Raw genomic sequence first — 19,676 nt, 5'->3', positions numbered from 1 at the left:
TCAAAGCGCTCACACGACTATAAAAACATCCCGCGCACGACAGCTGGATCTCAGCTGCCGCGGACTCTTTCGCCCCGTCAAAAGCAACAAATGGAGGTGTGCTATGTGGCGTAACCATTGTGTGATCGAGAAAGCGTTCAACGACTACTGTGTGCATGTCGAACAATTGGGCAACGACCCGCAACGCAAGACGGTGTTGCTGGTCAACGGCGCCATGGCCACCACCACCGCCTTCGCCCGCACCAGCCGCTGCCTGGCCGAACATTTCAATGTGGTGATGTTCGACCTGCCATTCTCCGGCAACTCGCGGCCACACAACCCGGACCAGCGCCTGGTGACCAAGGACGACGAAGTGGCGATCCTGCTGGCGCTGATCGAGCGTTTCAAGGTCAACCATGTGGTGTCCACCTCCTGGGGCGGCCTGTCGACCCTGCTGGCCCTGACCCACAACCCGGGCACCGTGGAAAGCTCGGTGGTGATGTCCTTCACCCCCCTCCTCAACCCGCCGATGCTCGATTACATAAGCAGCGCCCAGGCCTTGCTGGAGCGGCAGGACAGCGGCGGGATCGGCCACCTGCTCAACGACACCCTGGGCAAGCACCTGCCACCGCGCCTGAAGGCCGCCAACCAGTTGCACATGGCCACCCTGGTGGACGCCGAGCGGCACCAGGTGCGCTTTCATATCGAACAGGCGCTCAGGCTCAACCAGGGCACCTTCGTCCAGCGCCTGGCAGCGATCGACAGCCATGTGCACTTCATCAATGGCGCGTGGGACGAATACACCCCGGCGCAGGACGCCCGGCAGTTCCGCCGTTATGTGCGCGATTGCAGCTTCGCGGTGGTCGAGGGCAGCGGGCACTTTCTCGACCTGGAATCGAGAACCGCCGCCGACGGCGTACATCGCGCCCTGCTCGCCCAGTTGCTGCCCAGCGCCCGCGAGCCGGCCACCGCTGTGGAACCCATGACCCGCCTGCGCTCTGCCTGAAACTGCCCCATCCCCCTGGCCGGAGACAGCCAGAACACTCAAGGAAAAGAGTTATGTGCATGATCGCCAGCGGTTTTGCCGGGGACGTCTTTTGCCCTTATCGGCCTGGCCAGCGCCTTTACGGCACACGGCCAAAGCGCGACATATTGACGCAGGCAAGCCTTGGTCATGAGCCCCCTTGCAGAGTGCCACCGTCCGAATTGCCGGCCCCGCGCCCGGGCGGCCCGATGAAGGACGCCGGATCAGGGCAGTTGCGGGGTTTTCTATGAACTTCATGAATATTGACAGCGTATTGCCCTGGACTAGATTCCCTGACGTGCAAGGAATCAAGGCAAACGCCATGGAGAAACGACAGGATTTCATGCACTGGTGGAACGACCTGCGCATGGAGATACTCAAGCAACAGGAGAGCGCACAGGTATTCGCGCTGCTGGAACGGGAAGTCCGGTCCCTGGGGTTTGATTTCTACGCTTACGGAGTCAGGCATTCGATCCCCTTCACCCGCCCGAAAATCGATATCTATGGCTCCTATCCGCAAGCCTGGATAGAGCGTTACCAGCAACAGAACTACGCCGCGATCGACCCGACGATCCTCAACGGCCTGCGCTCCACGGAAATGGTGGTCTGGAGCGACGCCTTGTTCGGCAAAGGCTCGGTGTTGTGGGGCGAGGCCCGGGAATGGGGCTTGCGGGTGGGCGCCACCTTGCCCATCCACACGCCCGACAGCGCCCTGAGCGTGTTGTCGGTGGCCCGCGAATGCACGGCGATCAGCGCCGTGGAACTGGGAGAAATCCGCCTGCGCCTGCGCTGCATCATCGAACTGGCGACCACGCGCCTCGGCGAACTCGGGCACCCCAGCAGCCAGGTCGAACAGCTGGAGCTGAGCGCGCGCGAGCGGGAAATCCTGCAATGGACGGCCGACGGCAAGAGTTCCGGGGAGATTGCCCTGATCCTGGGCATCTCGGTGAATACCGTGAACTTCCACCTCAAGGTCATCCAGAAGAAATTCGGCGCAGCCAACAAGACTCTGGCCGCCGCCTATGCCGCCGTCCTGGGGCTGATCTGACGCTTCATCCGACGATAAGGATATCGACCCATGATCACTGTGGTTTCACGGCATGAAAGCCAGCTTTCACCGACACTGCGCGACGACCTCGGCCGCTATCGCCATGCGGTCTTCATCAAGCAATTGGGTTGGCGACTACCCGCCTGCACCGGCCAGTGCGGGCACGAGGTCGATCAGTTCGACCATGCCGACACCCGCTACACCCTGGCGCTGGACAGCGAGGAAAAGGTCCACGGCTGCGCCCGCTTGCTGCCGACCACCCAGCCCTATCTGCTGGCGGACGTGTTCGGTTTTCTCTGCGACCGGCCCTTGCCGCGGCAGCACGACACCTGGGAAATCTCGCGTTTCGCCGCCTCGGCCCTGGAAAACGGCAAACTGCCGATGCGGGTGTTCTGGCACACCCTGCACACCGCCTGGACCCTGGGCGCGAACTCGGTGGTGGCGGTCACCACGCCGGCGCTGGAGCGTTACTTCCTGCGCCATGGCGTGGCGCTGAGCCGGCTCGGCCAGCCGCAACGGGTCAACCGCGACCACTTGCTGGCCCTGGACTTTGCGGCCTACCAGAAAAACGGCCGCGCCGCGCTTTACACGCAGTCAGCGGCCGTGGCTTCGCTGAATCAGGCATTTCTGCGCAGCAACCCACCGCCAACACGCGGTGGGCCGCCGGCGGGTCAGGCGCTCAGGGAGTAGACCAGCGCGGTGATCGCCACCAGGCCGACCAGGGTGACGAACACGTTGGAGGCCTGGCCGCGGTAGCGGGCCATGGCCGGCACCTTGCGGATGGCGTACATCGGCATCAGGAACAGGATGGCCGCGATGATCGGGCCGCCCAGGGTTTCGATCATCCCGAGGATGCTCGGGTTGAGCGTGGCGACTATCCAGCACACCACCAGCATGAAGGCCGCGGTCATGCGGTCCAGGGCCTTGGCGCCCGGGCGGCGGCCGCTTTTCACGATCAGCCCCTTGAGGCCTTCGCTGGCGCCGATGTAATGGCCCAGGAACGACTTGGCGATGGCCACGAACGCGATCAGCGGCGCGGCGAAAGCGATGGTCGGGTTGCTGAAGTGGTTGGCCAGGTACGACAGGATCGACAGGTTCTGCGCCTTGGCTTCGGCCAGTTGGGCCGGCGACAGGGTCAGCACGCAGCTGAAGACGAAGAACAGCACCATCGCCACCATCAGCAGGTGCGCGCGGGAGAGGATCTGCGAGCTGCGCTCTTCGGCGTGTGCGCCATAACGACGCTTCTGGTCCACGGCAAAGGCCGAGATGATCGGCGAATGGTTGAACGAGAACACCATGACCGGGATCGCCAGCCACAGGGTGTGCAGGAACGCCGAAGGTTCAGGCAGGGTGCTGGCGGTGCTGAGGATGCCGCCGTTCCAGTGCGGAACCAGGAACACCGCGAGGAACAGCAAGGCGACGATGAACGGGTAGACCATCAGGCTCATGGCCTTGACGATCACCTGCTCGCCGCAGCGCACCACGGCCAGCAGGCCGAGGATCAGCACCAGCGACAGCACGGCGCGCGGCGGCGGCATGATGTGCAACTGGTGCTCCATGAAGCTGCCCACGGTGTTGGTCAGGGCCACGCTGTAGATCAGCAGGATCGGGAAGATGGCGAAGAAGTAGAGCAAGGTGATCAGGGCGCCGGCCTTGATCCCGAAATGCTCTTCCACCACTTCGGTGATGTCCGCGCCGTCACGCCCGGAGAGCACGAAGCGGGTCAGGCCACGGTGGGCGAAGAAGGTCATCGGGAACGCCAGCAGCGCCAGGATCAGCAGCGGCCAGAAGCCGCCCAGGCCGGCGTTGATCGGCAAGAACAGGGTCCCTGCGCCGATGGCGGTGCCGAACAGGCCCAGCATCCAGGTAGTGTCTTGGCGATTCCAGCTCGCGAGGGTCGCTGGGGCTGCCGCTTCAAAGCGCTGATCAACGCTGTTGGCCTGATCATTCATCCGGTGGGATCTCCACATTCCGGTCATTTGCCACTCGGCCAGGACGCGTCGGAATACCCGACAGACAGAGCCCTCGCCGAAACAGGGGCGCGATTGTCCGGGATTACTCGACAGAAGCAAAGACTTAGCTGAGGAACGGTTTGCCGGTGCAGATGTCTGGAGCGCGGTTTTGCGGGGTCAGGCGCAGCCTTTCATTGATCGGCGGCAAGTGCTGGATCAGGTCCAGGCCTGGCCTTCGTGCTGGATGTAACGCAGAAGCCAGGGCAAGGCCCTGGCTTCTGGTTGGTTGCAACAAGGCGGTCCGGTTCAAGGTTTGCCCGCCAACGGCAGACGCTAGGTCTGCCCTTGCGTTTCCTCTTCCTTCAACGCCGCCTGCACCAGGGGGTGCAGCGCCGTGCCGGGGTGTGTCACCTCCCAGGCGGCCAACTCTCTGCGCATGGCCGGCGTCCAGAAGCTTTTCAGGTGCTGGCGCACGCTGCGCACTGCCTGGGCCTTGTCCGGTTCGCTGGCGAAGAACTGGGCAATCTGGTTGGCCATCTTGATCAGGCTTTCGCTGCTCATCGGCGCACCTCGGCTTTCTCGGCGTGACGACGCTCCCGCAGCAGGCGCCCCTGTTCATCGCTGAACGCCTGATAACGCTTCTGCCATTCGGAAGGCTGGTTGACCCGCACCACCTCCACCGCCGTCACCTTGTATTCCGGACAGTTGGTGGCCCAGTCGGAGTTGTCGGTGGTGATCACGTTGGCGCCCGATTCCGGGAAGTGGAAGGTGGTGTAGACCACCCCCGGCGCCACCCGCTCGCTGACCTTGGCGCGCAGCACCGTCTGCCCGGCGCGGCTGCCGATGCCGACCCAGTCGCCATCGACGATGCCGCGGTTCTCGGCGTCGGTCGGGTGGATTTCCAGGCGGTCCTCCTCGTGCCAGGCCACGTTGTCGGTGCGCCGGGTCTGGGCGCCGACGTTGTACTGGCTGAGGATGCGCCCGGTGGTCAGCAGCAACGGGTAGCGACTGTTGACCTTCTCCTCGGTGGGCACGTAGCCGGTGAGCATGAAGCGGCCCTTGCCGCGCACGAACTCATCGATGTGCATGGTCGGCGTGCCGTCCGGCGCGGCATCGTTGCACGGCCATTGCAGGCTGCCGTGACGGTCCAGCTCGGCGTAGCTGACACGGTGGAAAGTCGGGGTCAGGCGTGCGATCTCATCCATGATCTCCGATGGATGGCTGTACTGCATCTTGTAGCCCAGGGCGTCGGCCAGGGCGATGGTGGCCTCCCAGTCGGCCTTGCCGGCCAGCGGTTCCATGACCTTGCGCACCCGCGAGATGCGGCGCTCGGCGTTGGTGAAGGTGCCGTCCTTCTCGAGGAAGGAGCTGCCCGGCAGGAACACATGGGCGAACTTGGCCGTCTCGTTGAGGAAGATGTCCTGCACCACCACGCACTCCATGGCCGTCAGGGCGGCGGTCACGTGCTGGGTGTTGGGGTCGCTCTGGGCGATGTCCTCGCCCTGGCAGTAGAGCGCCTTGAAGGTGCCGTCCAGGGCCGCCTCGAACATGTTGGGGATGCGCAGGCCCGGGTCGGGTTGCAGGGTCACGTTCCAGGCCTGTTCGAACTCGGCGCGCACCGCCTCGTTGGAGATATGCCGATAGCCAGGCAGCTCATGGGGGAAGGAACCCATGTCGCAGGAGCCCTGGACGTTGTTCTGCCCGCGCAGCGGGTTGACCCCGACACCCTCGCGGCCGATGTTGCCGGTGACCATCGCCAGGTTGGCGATGCCCATCACCGAGGTGCTGCCCTGGCTGTGCTCGGTGACGCCCAGGCCGTAGTAGATGGCCGCGTTGCCACCGGTGGCGTACAGCCGCGCGGCCTCGCGGATCTGTTTGGCCGGCACCCCGCAAATCGGCCCCAGGACCTCGGGGGAATTCTCCGCCAGGCTGACGAAATCGCGCCAGCGGGCGAAGTCCGCCGCTTCGCAGCGCTGATCGACGAAAGGCTGGTTGACCAGGCCCTCGGTGACGATCACATGGGCCAATGCGTTGAGCATGGCCACGTTGGTGCCCGGACGCAGCTGCAAATGCAGGTCGGCACGGGCATGGGGCGAATCCACCAGGTCGATGCGCCGCGGGTCGATGACGATCAACCGCGCGCCCTGGCGCAGGCGGCGCTTGAGCTGAGAGCCGAATACCGGGTGCGCGTCGGTGGGGTTGGCGCCCATCACCAGAATGACGTCGGCCTGCATCACCGAGTCGAAACTCTGGGTACCGGCGGACTCGCCCAGCGTCTGCTTGAGGCCGTAGCCGGTGGGCGAATGGCAGACCCGGGCGCAGGTGTCGACGTTGTTGTTGCCGAAGGCGGTGCGCACCAGCTTCTGCACCAGGTACGTCTCTTCGTTGGTGCAACGGCTGGAGGTGATGCCACCGATGGAATCGCGTCCGTATTTCAACTGGATGCGGCGCAACTCGCTGGCCGCGTAGGTGACCGCCTCTTCCCAGCTGACCTCTTGCCACGGATCGCTGATGTGCTTACGGATCATCGGCTTGGTGATGCGGTCCGGGTGGGTGGCGTAGCCCCAGGCGAAGCGCCCTTTGACGCAGGAGTGGCCGTGGTTGGCCTGGCCGTTCTTGTCCGGGACCATGCGCACCAGTTGCTCGCCTTTCATCTCGGCGCGGAAGGAGCAGCCCACGCCACAGTAGGCGCAGGTGGTGATGACGCTGCGCTCGGGCTGGCCGATTTCCACCACGCTCTTTTCCATCAGGGTGGCGGTCGGGCAGGCCTGCACGCAGGCGCCGCAGGACACGCACTCGGAGTCGAGGAAATTGTCGCCGCCGGCCGCCGCCACTCGCGAATCGAAACCGCGCCCGCTGATGGTCAGGGCGAAGGTGCCCTGGGTTTCCTCGCAGGCGCGCACGCAGCGGTTGCAGACGATGCACTTGCTCGGGTCGTAGTCGAAATAGGGGTTGGAGACGTCCTTCTGTTCGTCCAGGTGGTTGGCGCCCTCGTAGCCGTAGCGCACTTCTCGCAGGCCCACCTGCCCCGCCACCGTCTGCAACTCGCAGTTGCCGTTGGCCGAACACGTCAGGCAGTCCAGCGGGTGGTCGGAGATGTACAGCTCCATCACGTTGCGCCGCAGGCTGGCGAGTTTGGAGGTCTGGGTGTGGACGACCATGCCCTCGGTCACCGGCGTGGTGCAGGAGGCCGGATAGCCGCGCATGCCCTCGATCTCCACCAGGCACATGCGGCAGGAGCCGAAGGCTTCCAGGCTGTCGGTGGCACAGAGTTTGGGGATGGTGGTGCCGAGCAGTGCCGCGGCGCGCATCACCGAAGTGCCGGAAGCCACGCTGATTTCGCGGCCGTCGATGGTCAGGCTGACCTGCACCGCGCTTTCGCGGGCCGGGGTGCCGAGGTCGATATCACTGGTTGGGTCGAAGATATTGATCATTGGTCGGCCTCCGTGGTCGCCAGACCGAAGTCGGCGGGAAAGTGCTTGAGGGCGCTGGCGACAGGGTAGGAAGTCATTCCGCCCAGGGCACAGAGCGAGCCGTATTGCAGAGTGTCGCAGAGGTCTTGCAGCAGCAGCGCCTGTTCCTCGCGGGCCGCGGCGTCGGTGCTAGCGATCAAGCGGTCCACCACCTCCACCCCGCGGGTCGAGCCGATCCGGCACGGCGTGCACTTGCCGCAGGATTCCTCGGCGCAGAACTGCAAGGCGAAACGGGCCATCTGGGCCATGTCCAGGCTGTCGTCGGCGACCACCACGCCACCGTGGCCGAGCATCGCGCCCATGGCGGCGAACGCCTCGTAGTCCAGCGGCGTATCGAACTGCGCGGGGGGCACCCAGGCGCCCAGCGGCCCACCCACTTGCGCCGCCTTCAATGGCCGGCCACTGGCGGTACCGCCGCCATAACCTTCCACCAGCTCGCGCAGGCTCAGGCCGAAGGCGCGTTCGACCAGGCCCGCCTGGCGGACGTTGCCGGCCAGTTGGAACGGCATGGTGCCCAGGGAACGTCCCATGCCGAAGTCGCGATAGAACTGCGCGCCCTTCTCCAGGATGATCGGTACCGAGGCCAGGGTCAGCACGTTGTGCACCAGCGTTGGCAAGCCGAACAGGCCTTGCAGGGCCGGCAGCGGCGGTTTGGCGCGAACCGTGCCGCGCTTGCCTTCGAGGGACTCCAGCAGCGCCGTTTCCTCACCGCAGATGTAGGCGCCGGCCCCCACCCGCACGTCCAGCTCGAAGGGGCGGCCACTACCGCCCACGTTCGCCCCCAGGTAACCGGCCTCGCGGGCGATGCGCAGGGCCTCGTTCAGGGTGCCGATGGCGTCCGGGTATTCCGAGCGCACGTAGATATAGCCCTGGCTGGCGCCCACGGCGATGCCGGCGATGATCATGCCTTCGATCAGCAGGAAGGGGTCGCCCTCCATCAACATGCGGTCGGCGAAGGTGCCGGAGTCGCCTTCATCGGCGTTACAGACCACATATTTCTGGGCACCCGCGGCTTCGCGCACGGTGCGCCACTTGATACCCGCCGGAAAGGCCGCGCCACCCCGGCCGCGCAGGCCGGAGTCGAGCACGCTGGCGACCACCTCATCGCCCGCCATCTGGATGGCCCGGGCCAGGCCCCGGAAACCGCCCTGGGCGCGGTAATCGTCCAGGGACAGCGGCTGGGTGATGCCGGCCCGAGCGAACAGCAGGCGCTGCTGGCTCTTCAAATAAGGGATCTCTTCCACCGGCCCCAGGGCCAAGGGATGGCTGTTTGGGTCTGCCGCCAGGGCGTCGAGCAGGCTCGGTACGTCCTCCGCGGTCAGGGGGCCGAAACCCAGGCGGCCGTCGGCGCTGTCCACTTCCAGCAGCGGCTCCAGCCAATAGAGGCCACGGGAGCTGGTGCGGCACAGCTCCAAGGGCAGTTGTCGACGTTCGGCCTCACGCACCAGCGCCACGGCCACCTTGTCCGCGCCCACGGCACGGGCCACCGAATCGCGGGGGATATAGAGCTTCAGCATGCGCCATCCTCCAGGCAGCCACTGACCAGCTGGCGCAGGCGCTCGGGGGTGATCCGGGCGTGCAGCTCGCCGTCCAGTTCCAGGGCCGGCGAACAGGCGCAGGCCCCCAGGCAATAGACGGGACGCAGGTTGATACTGCCGTCGGCGGTGGTGCCATGGTCGTCCAGCAACAGTTGTTCGCGCAGCTGCGCAGCCAGGTGTTCGGCGCCCCGGCTCTGGCAGGACTCGGCCCGGCACAGGCGCAGGGTATGGCGCGCGGGCGGTGTGGTACGGAAATCGTGGTAGAAGCTGATCACGCCGTGCACTTCAGCCAGGCTGAGGTTGAGGGCATGGGCGATCTCGGGGATGGCGGTGTCGGGGATGTACCCACAACCGTCCTGAATGGCGTGGAGAATGGGCAGCAAGGCACCGGGAGTGTCCTTTTCGCGCTCCAATACGCTGTGAATCAAAGGCAGGTGAAGCGTGTCATCAGACATAAACGTACCTCGGCATCTCGAACGCCACCGCCGCATAGCGGCAGCCGTCCGGAGTCTTCGGCTGCAGCGCCCGACCACGTCACGGAGGCGTGGATCCTCGGTCGCCATTCTTGCTCTCCGGCCAAGTGTCTTGGCGCACCGGGTCCGGGGCATCCTGGAAGCTTGCCCATCACCATAGCCCGGCGATTGCACCCAGGCGACCCATCGTGTCCTGAAAGCGACCTGCTGGTCAGGAGCGCTGACCCGCATCCGCTCAAGACACTCAAGCAAGCTCAGCGTAGCCCACGGCGCCCTTCGATTACCCGCCCGCCCGGCTCGCTGATGCAGCGCTGCAAAAAGCGGCACCAGGCCTTCGGCGCCTTCACCCGACGGCTGAAAACCGCCAATGCCCGGACACTCAAACCAGCATCCCCTCGGATTGACAGTGCGCGAACCCCGGCCCCATGATCGGTGCCATGAATCCTTTCCCGCGCCACCTCACCCGCACTACCACCACGACCGCTTCCGGCGGGTCGTGTGGTCGCTGCATGAGCTGACAACAGCGCAGTCGAACCCAAGGCCCCGCCAGCAATGGACGGGGCCTTTTGTTTCTCCGTCCAGCTGGCTCACAAGGAGAAACACCATGCCGTCACCCCAGGCCCAGCGCCCCGCCCTGCTGATCGTCGACATGCAGGTCGGCCTGTTTCACGGACCAGAGCAGCCCTTCGAGGGGCAGCGCGTGCTCGACAACATCAACCAGTTGATCCACCGCGCCCGGCAGGCCGGCGCGCCGGTGATCGCCGTACGCCATACCGGCCCGCAAGGTTCGCCCATCGCCGCCGGCAGCGCGCCGTGGCAACTGCTGCCGCAATTGCAGCTCGAGGCCAGCGACCTGCGGCTGGACAAAACCCGCCCCAATTGTTTTGTCGGCACCGGGCTGGCCGAACAGCTGCGGGCCGAGCAGATCGATGAGCTGGTGATTGTCGGCATGAAGACCCAGTACTGCATCGACGCGACCTGCCGCGCCGTCCTGGACCTGGGGTTCGCCGCCGTGCTGGTGGAGGATGCCCATACCTGCATGGACACCCCGGCGCTGCCGGCCCGGGCGATCATCGAGCACCACAACGCGACCCTGGACGGCGCCTTTGTCCGGCGAGTGAAAACTGCTGATATCCGCTTCTGAGCATTCCCCCTGCTGGCGTTCAGGACCTTGAAGGCAGTGGTGCCCTCCAGTCCGTCATCGCGGGCAAGCCTCGCTCCTACAGAAGCCATGTCAGGCGCGAGACCGTGATCGCCGCTGCTTCTGTAGGAGCCAGGCTTGCTGGCGATAAGGCACTCGAGAGCGGCGACATTCTCCAGGCCGCAGCCGCGGGAAAAACCCGCGACTGCGCCTTGCCAAAGTGCCCTGCAATCCGCAATCTTGAGCGCTTGAGTGGTTTATCACGGTACAGCAGCTCCAGGAGCTGTACGCCGGTTGTCGTCGATGTGCCGTACGCCGTCCGTCCCTCTTCAGTCCTTCAGGAGACACGCATGCCCGCCACCGTTCTGGTCCTCGTCGAAACCATCAATGACTACCTGTGGATCCTGGAAAACCAGGGCTTCCACCTGATCCTCGCGCCGACGCCCAGCGAACGGGCGGCCGCCATCAAGGCCCATGCCGGGCAGATCAACGCCGTGCTCACCCGCGGCCCGCTGGGCCTGACCGCCGAAGAAATCGCCGCCCTGCCGCACCTGGAAATCATCTGCGTGATCGGTGCCGGCTACGAGCAGGTCGACCTGCAAGCGGCGAGCAACCGCGGGATCGCGGTGAGCAACGGCGCCGGGGTCAACGCCTCGTCGGTGGCCGACCACGCCATGGCCCTGTTGCTGTCCCTGGTGCGTGACATTCCCCGCGCCGATGCCGCCGTGCGGCGCGGCGAATGGCCGAAAGTCATGCGCCCTTCCCTGGCCGGCAAGCGCCTGGGCATCCTGGGCCTTGGCGCCGTCGGCCTGGCCATCGCCAAACGCTGCGCCAACGGCTTCGACATGAGCGTCAGCTACCACAACCGGCAGATCCGCAGCGACGTGCCCTACAGTTTCTGCCCGACCCCGACCGAACTGGCGCGGCATTCGGACTTCCTGGTGGTCGCCACACCCGGCGGCCTGGGCACTCGCCAACTGATCGACAAAGCCGTGCTCCAGGCCTTGGGCCCGGAGGGGTTCCTGGTGAACATCGCCCGCGCCAGCGTGGTCAATACCGCCGACCTGCTGCAGGCCCTGGAGCAACGCAGCATCGCCGGCGCGGCCCTGGACGTGTTCGACGACGAGCCGCGGGTGCCGGATGCCTTGAAGACCCTGAACAATGTGGTGCTGACGCCGCACGTCGCCGGGCTGTCGCCGGAAGCGACCCAGGCCACGGTGGAGCTGGTGGGCAAGAACCTCGTCGCCCATTTCAGCGGCCAGCCGCTGTTGACCCCCATCGCCCTGCCTGCGCCGAACTGAACCAGGCGCGCTACCAAAGGCGCCCGCGGCGCTGTGCAGGTCATGCCGCAGCGCAGCAACCGGCTGTCGATGCGCGAGCCCGGTCGGAATGCTCATTCAGGCCCCGCGATCTGGACTAGAGTGAAGCCGGGCACATTCAAACGCTTGTATCAAAAGCAATGATTGTCCGGCAACACGCTCACCTATAAAGCCCTTCGGCGATTGTGGCGCTCAGGTGGGCGCATTAGATTAGTCAATAATCTCTGGCCTCCAGAATAAGCAGAAGGGATAAGCATGGCGCTTACTGACCAGTCCACCCGTACTCGCTCCGGCGAGGAACTCGATGCCAACCTGATCGATCCGTACCTCAAGGCACATATTCCGGGCCTGACCGGCACCCCGCAGATCAGCCAGTTTCCGGGCGGCGCTTCGAACCTGACCTACCTGCTGGAATACCCGGAGCAGGAATTTGTCCTGCGCCGCCCGCCCTTTGGCCACAAGGCCAAGTCGGCCCACGACATGGGCCGCGAATACCGCATCCTCAACCAGCTCAAGGACGGCTTTCCGTATTGCCCGAAAGCCTATGTGCACTGCACCGACGAATCGGTGATCGGCGCCGAGTTCTATGTGATGGAGCGGGTCAAGGGCATCATCCTGCGCTCCGACCTGCCGCCGGAACTGGGTTTCGACGCGACCAGGACCGAAACCCTGTGCAAGAGCTTCATCGACAAGTTCGTCGAGCTGCACCGGGTCGACTACAAGGCCTGTGGCCTGAGCGACCTGGGCAAGCCCGAAGGCTATGTGCAACGCCAGATCAAGGGCTGGAGCGACCGCTACGAGAAAGCCCTGACCCCCGACGCGCCCAAGTGGGAAGCGGTCAAGGCCTGGCTCAACGACAAGATGCCGGCCGATCACCCGACCTCCAGCATCGTGCACAACGACTACCGCTTCGACAACGTGATCCTCGACCCGGCCAACCCGATGCAGATCATCGGCGTGCTGGACTGGGAACTGACCACCCTGGGCGACCCGCTGATGGACCTGGGCAACACCCTGGCCTACTGGATCGAGGCCAGCGACCCGGCGCCGGTGCAACTGATGCGCCGCCAGCCGAGCAACGCCCCGGGCATGCTGACCCGCCAGCAGTTCGTCGACTACTACGCCGAACGCGCCGGCATCCAGATCGGCAATTTCGACTTCTACTACACCTACGGCCTGTTCCGCCTGGCCGGCATCGTGCAGCAGATCTACTACCGCTTCTTCCATGGCCAGACCCAGGACAAACGCTTCGCGCAGTTCATCCACATGAACAAGCTGCTGGAGCAGATGAGCCTGCAGGTCATCCAAAAATCCAGCCTCTGATCGTCCCGGCGCCAGGCACACAATAAGGAAAAACCATGTCCAAGACTCAGTTGTTCGACCTCGACGGCAAGATCGCTTTCGTCTCCGGCGCCAGCCGCGGCATCGGTGAAGCCATCGCCAAGCTGCTGGCCCAGCAAGGCGCCCATGTGATCGTCTCGAGCCGCAAGCTCGAAGGCTGCCAGCATGTGGCCGACGCCATCATCGCCGCTGGCGGCAAGGCCACCGCCATCGCCTGCCATATCGGCGAGATGGAGCAGATCAGCCAGGTGTTCGCCGGCATCCGCGAACAGTTCGGGCGCCTGGACATCCTGGTCAACAACGCCGCCACCAACCCGCAGTTCTGCAACGTGCTGGACACCGACCTCGGCGCCTTCCAGAAGACCGTCGACGTCAACATCCGCGGCTACTTCTTCATGTCGGTGGAAGCCGGCAAGCTGATGCGCGACAACGGCGGCGGCAGCATCATCAACGTGGCCTCGATCAACGGCGTATCCCCCGGCATCTTCCAGGGCATCTACTCGGTGACCAAGGCGGCGGTGATCAACATGACCAAGGTCTTCGCCAAGGAATGCGCGCAGTTCGGCATCCGCTGCAATGCCCTGCTGCCGGGCCTGACCGACACCAAGTTCGCCTCGGCGCTGGTGAAGAACGACGCCATCCTCAAGACCGCCCTGGCGCAGATCCCCCTCAAGCGCGTGGCCGACCCGAGCGAAATGGCCGGCGCCGTGCTCTACCTGGCCAGCGACGCCTCGAGCTACACCACGGGCGTATCGCTGAACGTGGACGGCGGTTTCCTGTCCTGAGCGATCCTCGCCGTACAACAAAGGCAGCCTGCGGGCTGCCTTTTTAGTGCCCGGCACCCACACCTCGCCCCAACCTTTCTCAAACAGAAAACCAAACCTGTCACAGTTCCGGTATCAAGTTCGTAGCACTCTATAAATATTTTGTTACATGCTCATTTGTCATGCTATAACCCTCTCGCAGTTATTTTTTCTGCAACACCACTCATGTGAAAAACCATTGTTTGAAAACAGCGGAGGGCGATGTGCGCCTTAAAGAAAAACAACTTGAGGATCAACAACTGACAACTCGTTGATTGTCGACTTCCTAATATGTACCACCTAGTGAGTATCAAGCGATACAGTAACGATAACCGAGACTGAGTTCCCTATTGCTCAGTAAAAACAATAAACACACCACGTGCTTCCAAGCAGCACCTTTGTTTCAGCCCATCATTTACACCCTGCCTATTACAAGAGATCGAAACATCAGTTTCGACCAAGGACATATCTCAAGGAAAAGGAACATGGACGTAGCAGGTATCGATTCAGGAAAACGCAGCAACCGTTTAAAACCGGCTTCCCTGAGCCCTGTCGCAATGGCCATCGCCTTGTGGCTGGGTCAGGGCCAGATGGCTCTGGCAGATAATCCGCCCACCGGCTCGCCCTATACACCCCAGGTATTGGAGGCTGCGTTCAGGAACGCCGCTGCGTCATTCGCGCCGGGCAGCGCCGTGTATACCAACTTGCGTTTTGGTGTAGGCAATACCCTGGACCTGGCAGCCAAAGAGTTTGCCGCACAATCGACAAAGTTCGACTCGTTGCTCCAGCAGAACTACGAGTTGCAGGCGGAAAACCTGTCGATCAGTGCAATGCTCGGCGATACGAGCAAGCCACTTGATTACAACAACAATCTGGATCGCTATAAAAGTCGCCTGTTCAGCAACTCCGGCCGTTATACCCAGAACATATTCGACTTCGCCCAAGCGATTATTACCAACCTGCCGGCGGCCCAACCTTATACCTATATAGAGCCGGGTGTGGCCACGGACCTGCATAAACAACTCAATACCGGACAGTCATGGTCCGCCGCGACCGGCAACTGGAGCAATAACGCGCAAACCTGGAAGACTCCGGAAGCCCAGGTCAACTCCGGCCTGGACCGGACCAACGCCTATTACGCCTATGCCCTGGGTATCACCGGGAAAGGGGTAAACGTCGGCGTGCTGGACTCGGGCATCCTCAGTGAACATTCGGAATTCCAGGGCAAGAACGCCGCAGGCGAAAACCGTGTGCAGGCGGTCACCTCTACCGGCGAATACTACGCAACCCATCCGCGCTATCGGCTGGAGGTGCCTGCCGGCGAGTTCCACAAAGGTGAGCACTTCAGTATTCCGGGTGAGTACGACCCAAGCTTCAACGACGGCCACGGCACGGAAATGTCCGGAGTACTGGCGGCCAGTCGCAATGGTACCGGCATGCACGGCATCGCCTTCGACGCCAATCTGTTCGTGGCCAACACCGGCGGCAGCGACAACGACCGTTATCAAGGCTCCAACGACCTCGACTACAACGCCTTCATGGCCAGCTACGACGCGCTGGCGGCGAAAAAAGTGTCGATCGTCAACCAGAGCTGGGGGCAGAACTCGCGTAATGACGTAGAGAACCACTTCGGCACGGTCGGCGACAGCCCGCAGGCTATCCTCAGGGACATGACCGCCGCCTACCGGCCGTTCTGGGACAAGGCCCACGCGGGCCAGAAGACCTGGATGGATGCCATGGCCGACGCCGGCCGGCAGTACTCGTTCATCCAGATCATCTCCGCCGGCAACGACAGCCATGGCGCCAACCCGGACACCAACGCCAACCTCCCCTATTTCAAGCCGGACCTGGAATCCAAGTGGCTGTCCATCACCGGTTATGACGAGAGCGGCGCCCAGGTCTACAACCGCTGCGGCACCTCCAAGTGGTGGTGCGTCATGGGGGTTTCCGGCATTCCGTCCGCAGGACCGGAAGGCGAGATCATCCCCAACGCCAACGGCACCTCGGCGGCCGCCCCCAGCGTTTCCGGCGCCCTGGCCCTGGTGATCCAGCGCTTTCCCTACATGACCGCGAGCCAGGCCCGCGATGTCTTGCTGACCACCTCCACCCTGCAAACCCCGGACGGCCCGGACACCCCGGTCGGCGACCGGACGGGAGGACGCACCTACGACAACCTGCAACCGGTGCACGACGCCGCTCCCGGCACCCCGCAGGTGCCAGGCGTGGTCAACGGCTGGGGCCTGCCCAACCTGAAAAAGGCCATGCAGGGCCCGGGACAGTTCGTCGGTGCACTGGCCGTGGCGCTGCCCGCCGGCACCCGCGATATCTGGGCCAACGACATCTCCGACGAAGCGATCCGTGCCCGACGCAGCGAAGACGCTGCCGAACAGGCCACCTGGAGCGCGATCAAGCAGCAAAAAGGTTGGGTCAACGGTCTGCCGGCCGGGGCCTCGGCGGACGATCAATTCCAGTACGAGATCGGCATGGCCCGGGAACAGGCAACGCTGACCCGCGGCCTGGACCCGCTGACCGGCCAGACCTATGTCGGCAGCCTGACAAAGTCCGGGGATGGGGAACTGGTACTCGACGGGCAGAGCCGCTATTCGGGCAGTACCTGGGTCCGTGGCGGCAAGCTCTCGGTGGACGGCAGCTTGACCTCCAGCGTGACGGTCGATGGCAGCGCCGTGGGCACCGTCGATGCCAATAACCAGGTGGTCACCCGTATCGGCGGCACCCTGGCGGGTAACGGCAGCATCGGCACCCTGCTGGTGAACAACGGCGGTACCGTGGCCCCCGGCCATTCGGTCGGCACCCTGCACACCGGCGACGTCACGTTCAACCCGGGTTCGGTGTACGCGGTGGAAATCGCCGCCAACGGGCAGACCGACGCCATCCAGAGCACAGGCGTGGCCACTCTCAACGGCGGACAGGTCACCCTCTCCATGGAAAACAGCCCCAACCTGCTGTCTGCGGCCCAGGCCAGCAGCTACCTGGGCCAGCAGTTCAACATCCTCAGCGCCAGCCAGGGTATCAACGGCCAGTTCGCTGCCGTCGCCCCCGGCTTCTTGTTCCTCGACACCCGCCTGGACTACCAGCCGAACCAGCTGAACCTGGGCATCTACCGCAACCAGACCGCGTTCGCCAGCGTAGCCTTGACCCGTAACGAGCGTGCCGTCGCCAGCGCCATCGACACATTGAGCGCAGGTAATCCGGTGTACGAGAGCATCCTGGCCTCCGACTCGGCGGAACTGGCGCGACAAGCCTTCAACCAGCTCGATGGCCAGGTGCACGCCGACATCGCCGCTGCGCAGATCGCTGACAGCCGTTACCTGCGTGACGCAGTCAACGGCCGCCTGCAACAGGCTCAGGCCCTGGATATCGATAGGGATATCCAGGCCAGCAGCAATGGTGGCTGGGTGCAATTGCTCGGCGGCCACAGGCAAGTCGACGCCGATCACAACGCCACGCGCTACAGCACCTCCACCACCGGCGTCCTGCTCGGCCTGGACACCGACGTCGGCGATGGCTGGCGCGTCGGGGCGGCAACCGGCTACACCCGAACCGATCTGAACGGAGCCTCCAGGACTTCCGCCGACAGCGACAACTATCACCTGTCGATCTATGGCGGCAAACGTTTCGACAGCATCGCCCTGCGCCTCGGCGGAGCCACCACCTGGCACCGCTTCGACACTTCCCGTGACGTGACGTACGGCAACCAGTCGAGCCATGAAAAAGCCAACTACAACGCGCGTACCGATCAGGTGTTCGGCGAAATCGGCTACACCCGGTGGGCGGCTTTCGAGCCTTTCGCCAACCTCAGCTACATCAACTTCCAGAACGACTCGTTCAAGGAACGCGGCGGTGCGGCAGCCTTGCATGGCAGCAAGCAAAGCCAGGACGCCACGCTCTCGACCCTTGGCCTGCGAGGTCATACGCAATTGCCGGTGAGCGCCACCCGCTCGGTGACCTTGCGTGGCGAGCTGGGCTGGGAACACCAGTACGGCGACCTGGATCGTGAAACCTCATTGAAATTTGCCGGCAGTGCGACGGCCTTTGCGGTGAACGGCGTGCCGGTGTCTCGCGATGGCGCGGTGGTCAAGGCCGCTGCGGAAATGGCCATGAGCAAAGACACCCTGGTGTCGCTGAACTACACCGGGCTGGTGTCCGGCCATGGCGGTGGCAGCGCGGTCAACCTGGGGTTCACCTTCCAGTTCTGACCCTGCTCGGGTGATCGGCCCATGGGTGCAATGACTGTTCATTGCACCCTTTTTATTGGCGATGTCTCAATAGCCTGTTGCAAGAACCAGTTTGAAAGGTAGGCATCCACCCAGGAGGTCTACCGATCATGGATACGCAGCCTTTCACCACTGGCTGGCTCAATTGAGCCAACCCAACACCCGGCAGAGAACCACTCAACCAAGCCCTGCAGAGTTCGCGGCCGTCAGCAGCGCTGGATGGCTTGCCGGCCTTGCAGCTCTGCCCGCATTGCCAAGCCAAAGCTGAGCATCTTGCGCCTTGGGGATGGTCGCTGGGCCTGCTCGACCAGCGCGTGCTGTCGGCGCAGATCCGCCTGTCGATCCGCCAGGTGGCCATGGACAGGCGCGAGGAGCCGGCATAAGCCGGCGCGCTCACAGCCCGCTGCGGAGCAGTTCCAGGAACCGCGGGCTCGCGTTTATCGAATTGTGCCCCGTGCCCGGGACGACCTCGAGCCTGGCCACGCCGGGGGCGAAATGCGCATAGAGCGTCTCGGTGCTCGAACGCGGGATGACTTCGTCGTGTTCGGCGGCGATCAGCAAAGTCGGCACGGCGATGCGCGGTGCGTATTTCCAGGATTCGAACTTGTCCCGCAGCAGCCACCTCACCGGAAGAAAGGGAAACTGGCTGGCGGCGAACTCCTGCAGGCTGTGGAACGGCGTGATCAGCACCAGGCGCGATGCCGGACGCTGGCTGGCCAGGCGCACGGCGACAGCCGCGCCGAGGCTGCGCCCGACCACCACGATACGCGGGTGGGCGGCTTGCACCTTGTCGAACAAGGCCATGGCATCGCCCGCGATGGCCGCCTCGGAGGGCGATCCGGAACTGCCGCCATAGCCTCGGTAGTGCAGCAGGTAGAGTGCATGCTCGGGAAAGGCCCGGGCAAACTCCGGCAGGTTGAGGGACACGTCCTCGGCGTTGCCGCCGAAGTAGAGCAACGCCTTCGGGCCGTCGTGGGGCCTCACGGAAACCAGCACCTCGGCGTCGGCGACCGGCAGCCTGAGCAGCGTGGCGGGGCTGGCGATGGCGCGGGGCTGAGGGAAGTAGATGAGCGAACGCTGCAACCCCCACGCCGCGACGCAGAGCGCCAGGTACAAGGCGCCGAGCAACGCCAGGAGCGAAACCATTCGTGACATGTGGCTCACCTCCGTGGGCTACGAAGCGCCGCTGAACGACCGCCGGCGGTCGCTTGCAGCGCCCCAGGATAGGCTCATATGCCGGCATTGCGCACTCGACCCGGCGCCCGGGGGCTTGCCCAGCCAGGCGCAGCGCGAAACGCCAGGACGGCGGCAGACGGCGAGCCGGGAACTATCGGAAAAGTTCCCCGCTCT

Annotated in this window: 15 protein-coding genes; 9 read left to right on the top strand and 6 right to left on the bottom strand. The window is 64.2% G+C overall.

Annotated features, from left to right (window positions below):
- Positions 1-103 precede the first annotated feature (103 nt).
- The 3 genes from PVZ80_RS15515 (at position 104) to PVZ80_RS15505 (ending at position 2,741) form a co-directional block, all read left to right on the top strand.
- Positions 104-985, top strand: a complete 882-nt coding sequence (locus tag PVZ80_RS15515) for an alpha/beta fold hydrolase (RefSeq protein ID WP_124340007.1) — start codon at positions 104-106, stop codon at positions 983-985.
- Positions 986-1,325: 340 nt separating this feature from the next.
- Positions 1,326-2,051, top strand: a complete 726-nt coding sequence (locus PVZ80_RS15510) for an autoinducer binding domain-containing protein (RefSeq protein WP_009048517.1) — start codon at positions 1,326-1,328, stop codon at positions 2,049-2,051.
- 30 nt (positions 2,052-2,081) lie between these two features.
- A complete protein-coding gene (locus PVZ80_RS15505; protein ID WP_273864166.1) occupies positions 2,082-2,741 on the top strand; it encodes an acyl-homoserine-lactone synthase in 660 nt (219 codons plus the stop codon).
- Here PVZ80_RS15505 and PVZ80_RS15500 read toward each other — a convergent pair.
- The 5 genes from PVZ80_RS15500 to PVZ80_RS15480 form a co-directional block, all read right to left on the bottom strand.
- Positions 2,723-4,003, bottom strand: a complete 1,281-nt coding sequence (locus tag PVZ80_RS15500; RefSeq protein WP_009048515.1) for a serine/threonine transporter — start codon at positions 4,001-4,003, stop codon at positions 2,723-2,725. The genes PVZ80_RS15505 and PVZ80_RS15500 overlap by 19 nt on opposite strands.
- Positions 4,004-4,336: 333 nt before the next feature.
- Complete coding sequence (locus PVZ80_RS15495; RefSeq protein WP_016701824.1) at positions 4,337-4,564, bottom strand: formate dehydrogenase subunit delta; 228 nt, start codon at positions 4,562-4,564, stop codon at positions 4,337-4,339.
- Entirely contained in the window at positions 4,561-7,437 is a 2,877-nt protein-coding gene (fdhF, locus tag PVZ80_RS15490) for a formate dehydrogenase subunit alpha (RefSeq protein WP_038579749.1), read from the bottom strand. The genes PVZ80_RS15495 and fdhF overlap by 4 nt, the downstream gene beginning before the upstream one ends.
- Entirely contained in the window at positions 7,434-8,993 is a 1,560-nt protein-coding gene (locus tag PVZ80_RS15485; protein WP_273864165.1) for a formate dehydrogenase beta subunit, read from the bottom strand. The genes fdhF and PVZ80_RS15485 overlap by 4 nt, the downstream gene beginning before the upstream one ends.
- A complete protein-coding gene (locus PVZ80_RS15480) occupies positions 8,987-9,469 on the bottom strand; it encodes a formate dehydrogenase subunit gamma (RefSeq protein ID WP_009048511.1) in 483 nt (160 codons plus the stop codon). The genes PVZ80_RS15485 and PVZ80_RS15480 overlap by 7 nt, the downstream gene beginning before the upstream one ends.
- Positions 9,470-10,091: 622 nt before the next feature.
- On the opposite strand from PVZ80_RS15480, the gene PVZ80_RS15475 reads away from it, so the two are divergent.
- The 6 genes from PVZ80_RS15475 to PVZ80_RS15450 all read left to right on the top strand — a co-directional run bounded on the left by PVZ80_RS15475 (position 10,092) and on the right by PVZ80_RS15450 (position 18,709).
- On the top strand, positions 10,092-10,631 hold the full coding sequence (locus tag PVZ80_RS15475; protein WP_041986584.1) for a cysteine hydrolase family protein: 540 nt from the start codon (positions 10,092-10,094) through the stop codon (positions 10,629-10,631).
- A 347-nt stretch (positions 10,632-10,978) separates the two neighbouring features.
- Positions 10,979-11,929 (top strand): 2-hydroxyacid dehydrogenase, encoded by a 951-nt coding sequence (locus PVZ80_RS15470; protein ID WP_009048509.1) that lies wholly within the window; start codon positions 10,979-10,981, stop codon positions 11,927-11,929.
- A 273-nt stretch (positions 11,930-12,202) separates the two neighbouring features.
- A complete protein-coding gene (locus tag PVZ80_RS15465; protein WP_124340004.1) occupies positions 12,203-13,270 on the top strand; it encodes a phosphotransferase family protein in 1,068 nt (355 codons plus the stop codon).
- Positions 13,271-13,305: 35 nt separating this feature from the next.
- Positions 13,306-14,073: an SDR family oxidoreductase gene (locus PVZ80_RS15460; protein ID WP_009048507.1), complete on the top strand. Its 768-nt coding sequence runs from the start codon at positions 13,306-13,308 to the stop codon at positions 14,071-14,073.
- 503 nt (positions 14,074-14,576) lie between these two features.
- Positions 14,577-18,308 (top strand): autotransporter domain-containing protein, encoded by a 3,732-nt coding sequence (locus tag PVZ80_RS15455; protein ID WP_273864164.1) that lies wholly within the window; start codon positions 14,577-14,579, stop codon positions 18,306-18,308.
- Positions 18,309-18,550: 242 nt separating this feature from the next.
- Positions 18,551-18,709, top strand: coding sequence for a hypothetical protein (locus tag PVZ80_RS15450; protein WP_273864163.1), 159 nt, complete (start codon positions 18,551-18,553; stop codon positions 18,707-18,709).
- Between the two features lie 10 nt (positions 18,710-18,719).
- On the opposite strand, the gene PVZ80_RS15445 is transcribed toward PVZ80_RS15450, so the two are convergent.
- Complete coding sequence (locus PVZ80_RS15445; RefSeq protein WP_273864162.1) at positions 18,720-19,481, bottom strand: alpha/beta hydrolase; 762 nt, start codon at positions 19,479-19,481, stop codon at positions 18,720-18,722.
- Positions 19,482-19,676 lie beyond the last annotated feature (195 nt).

This window comes from Pseudomonas sp. B3G-3 (assembly GCF_028640915.1).
Taxonomy (GTDB): Bacteria; Pseudomonadota; Gammaproteobacteria; order Pseudomonadales; family Pseudomonadaceae; genus Aquipseudomonas; species Aquipseudomonas chlororaphis_I.
The sequence above is the reverse complement of the archived record's forward strand: the minus strand, read 5'-3'. Positions and strand labels throughout refer to the sequence as shown.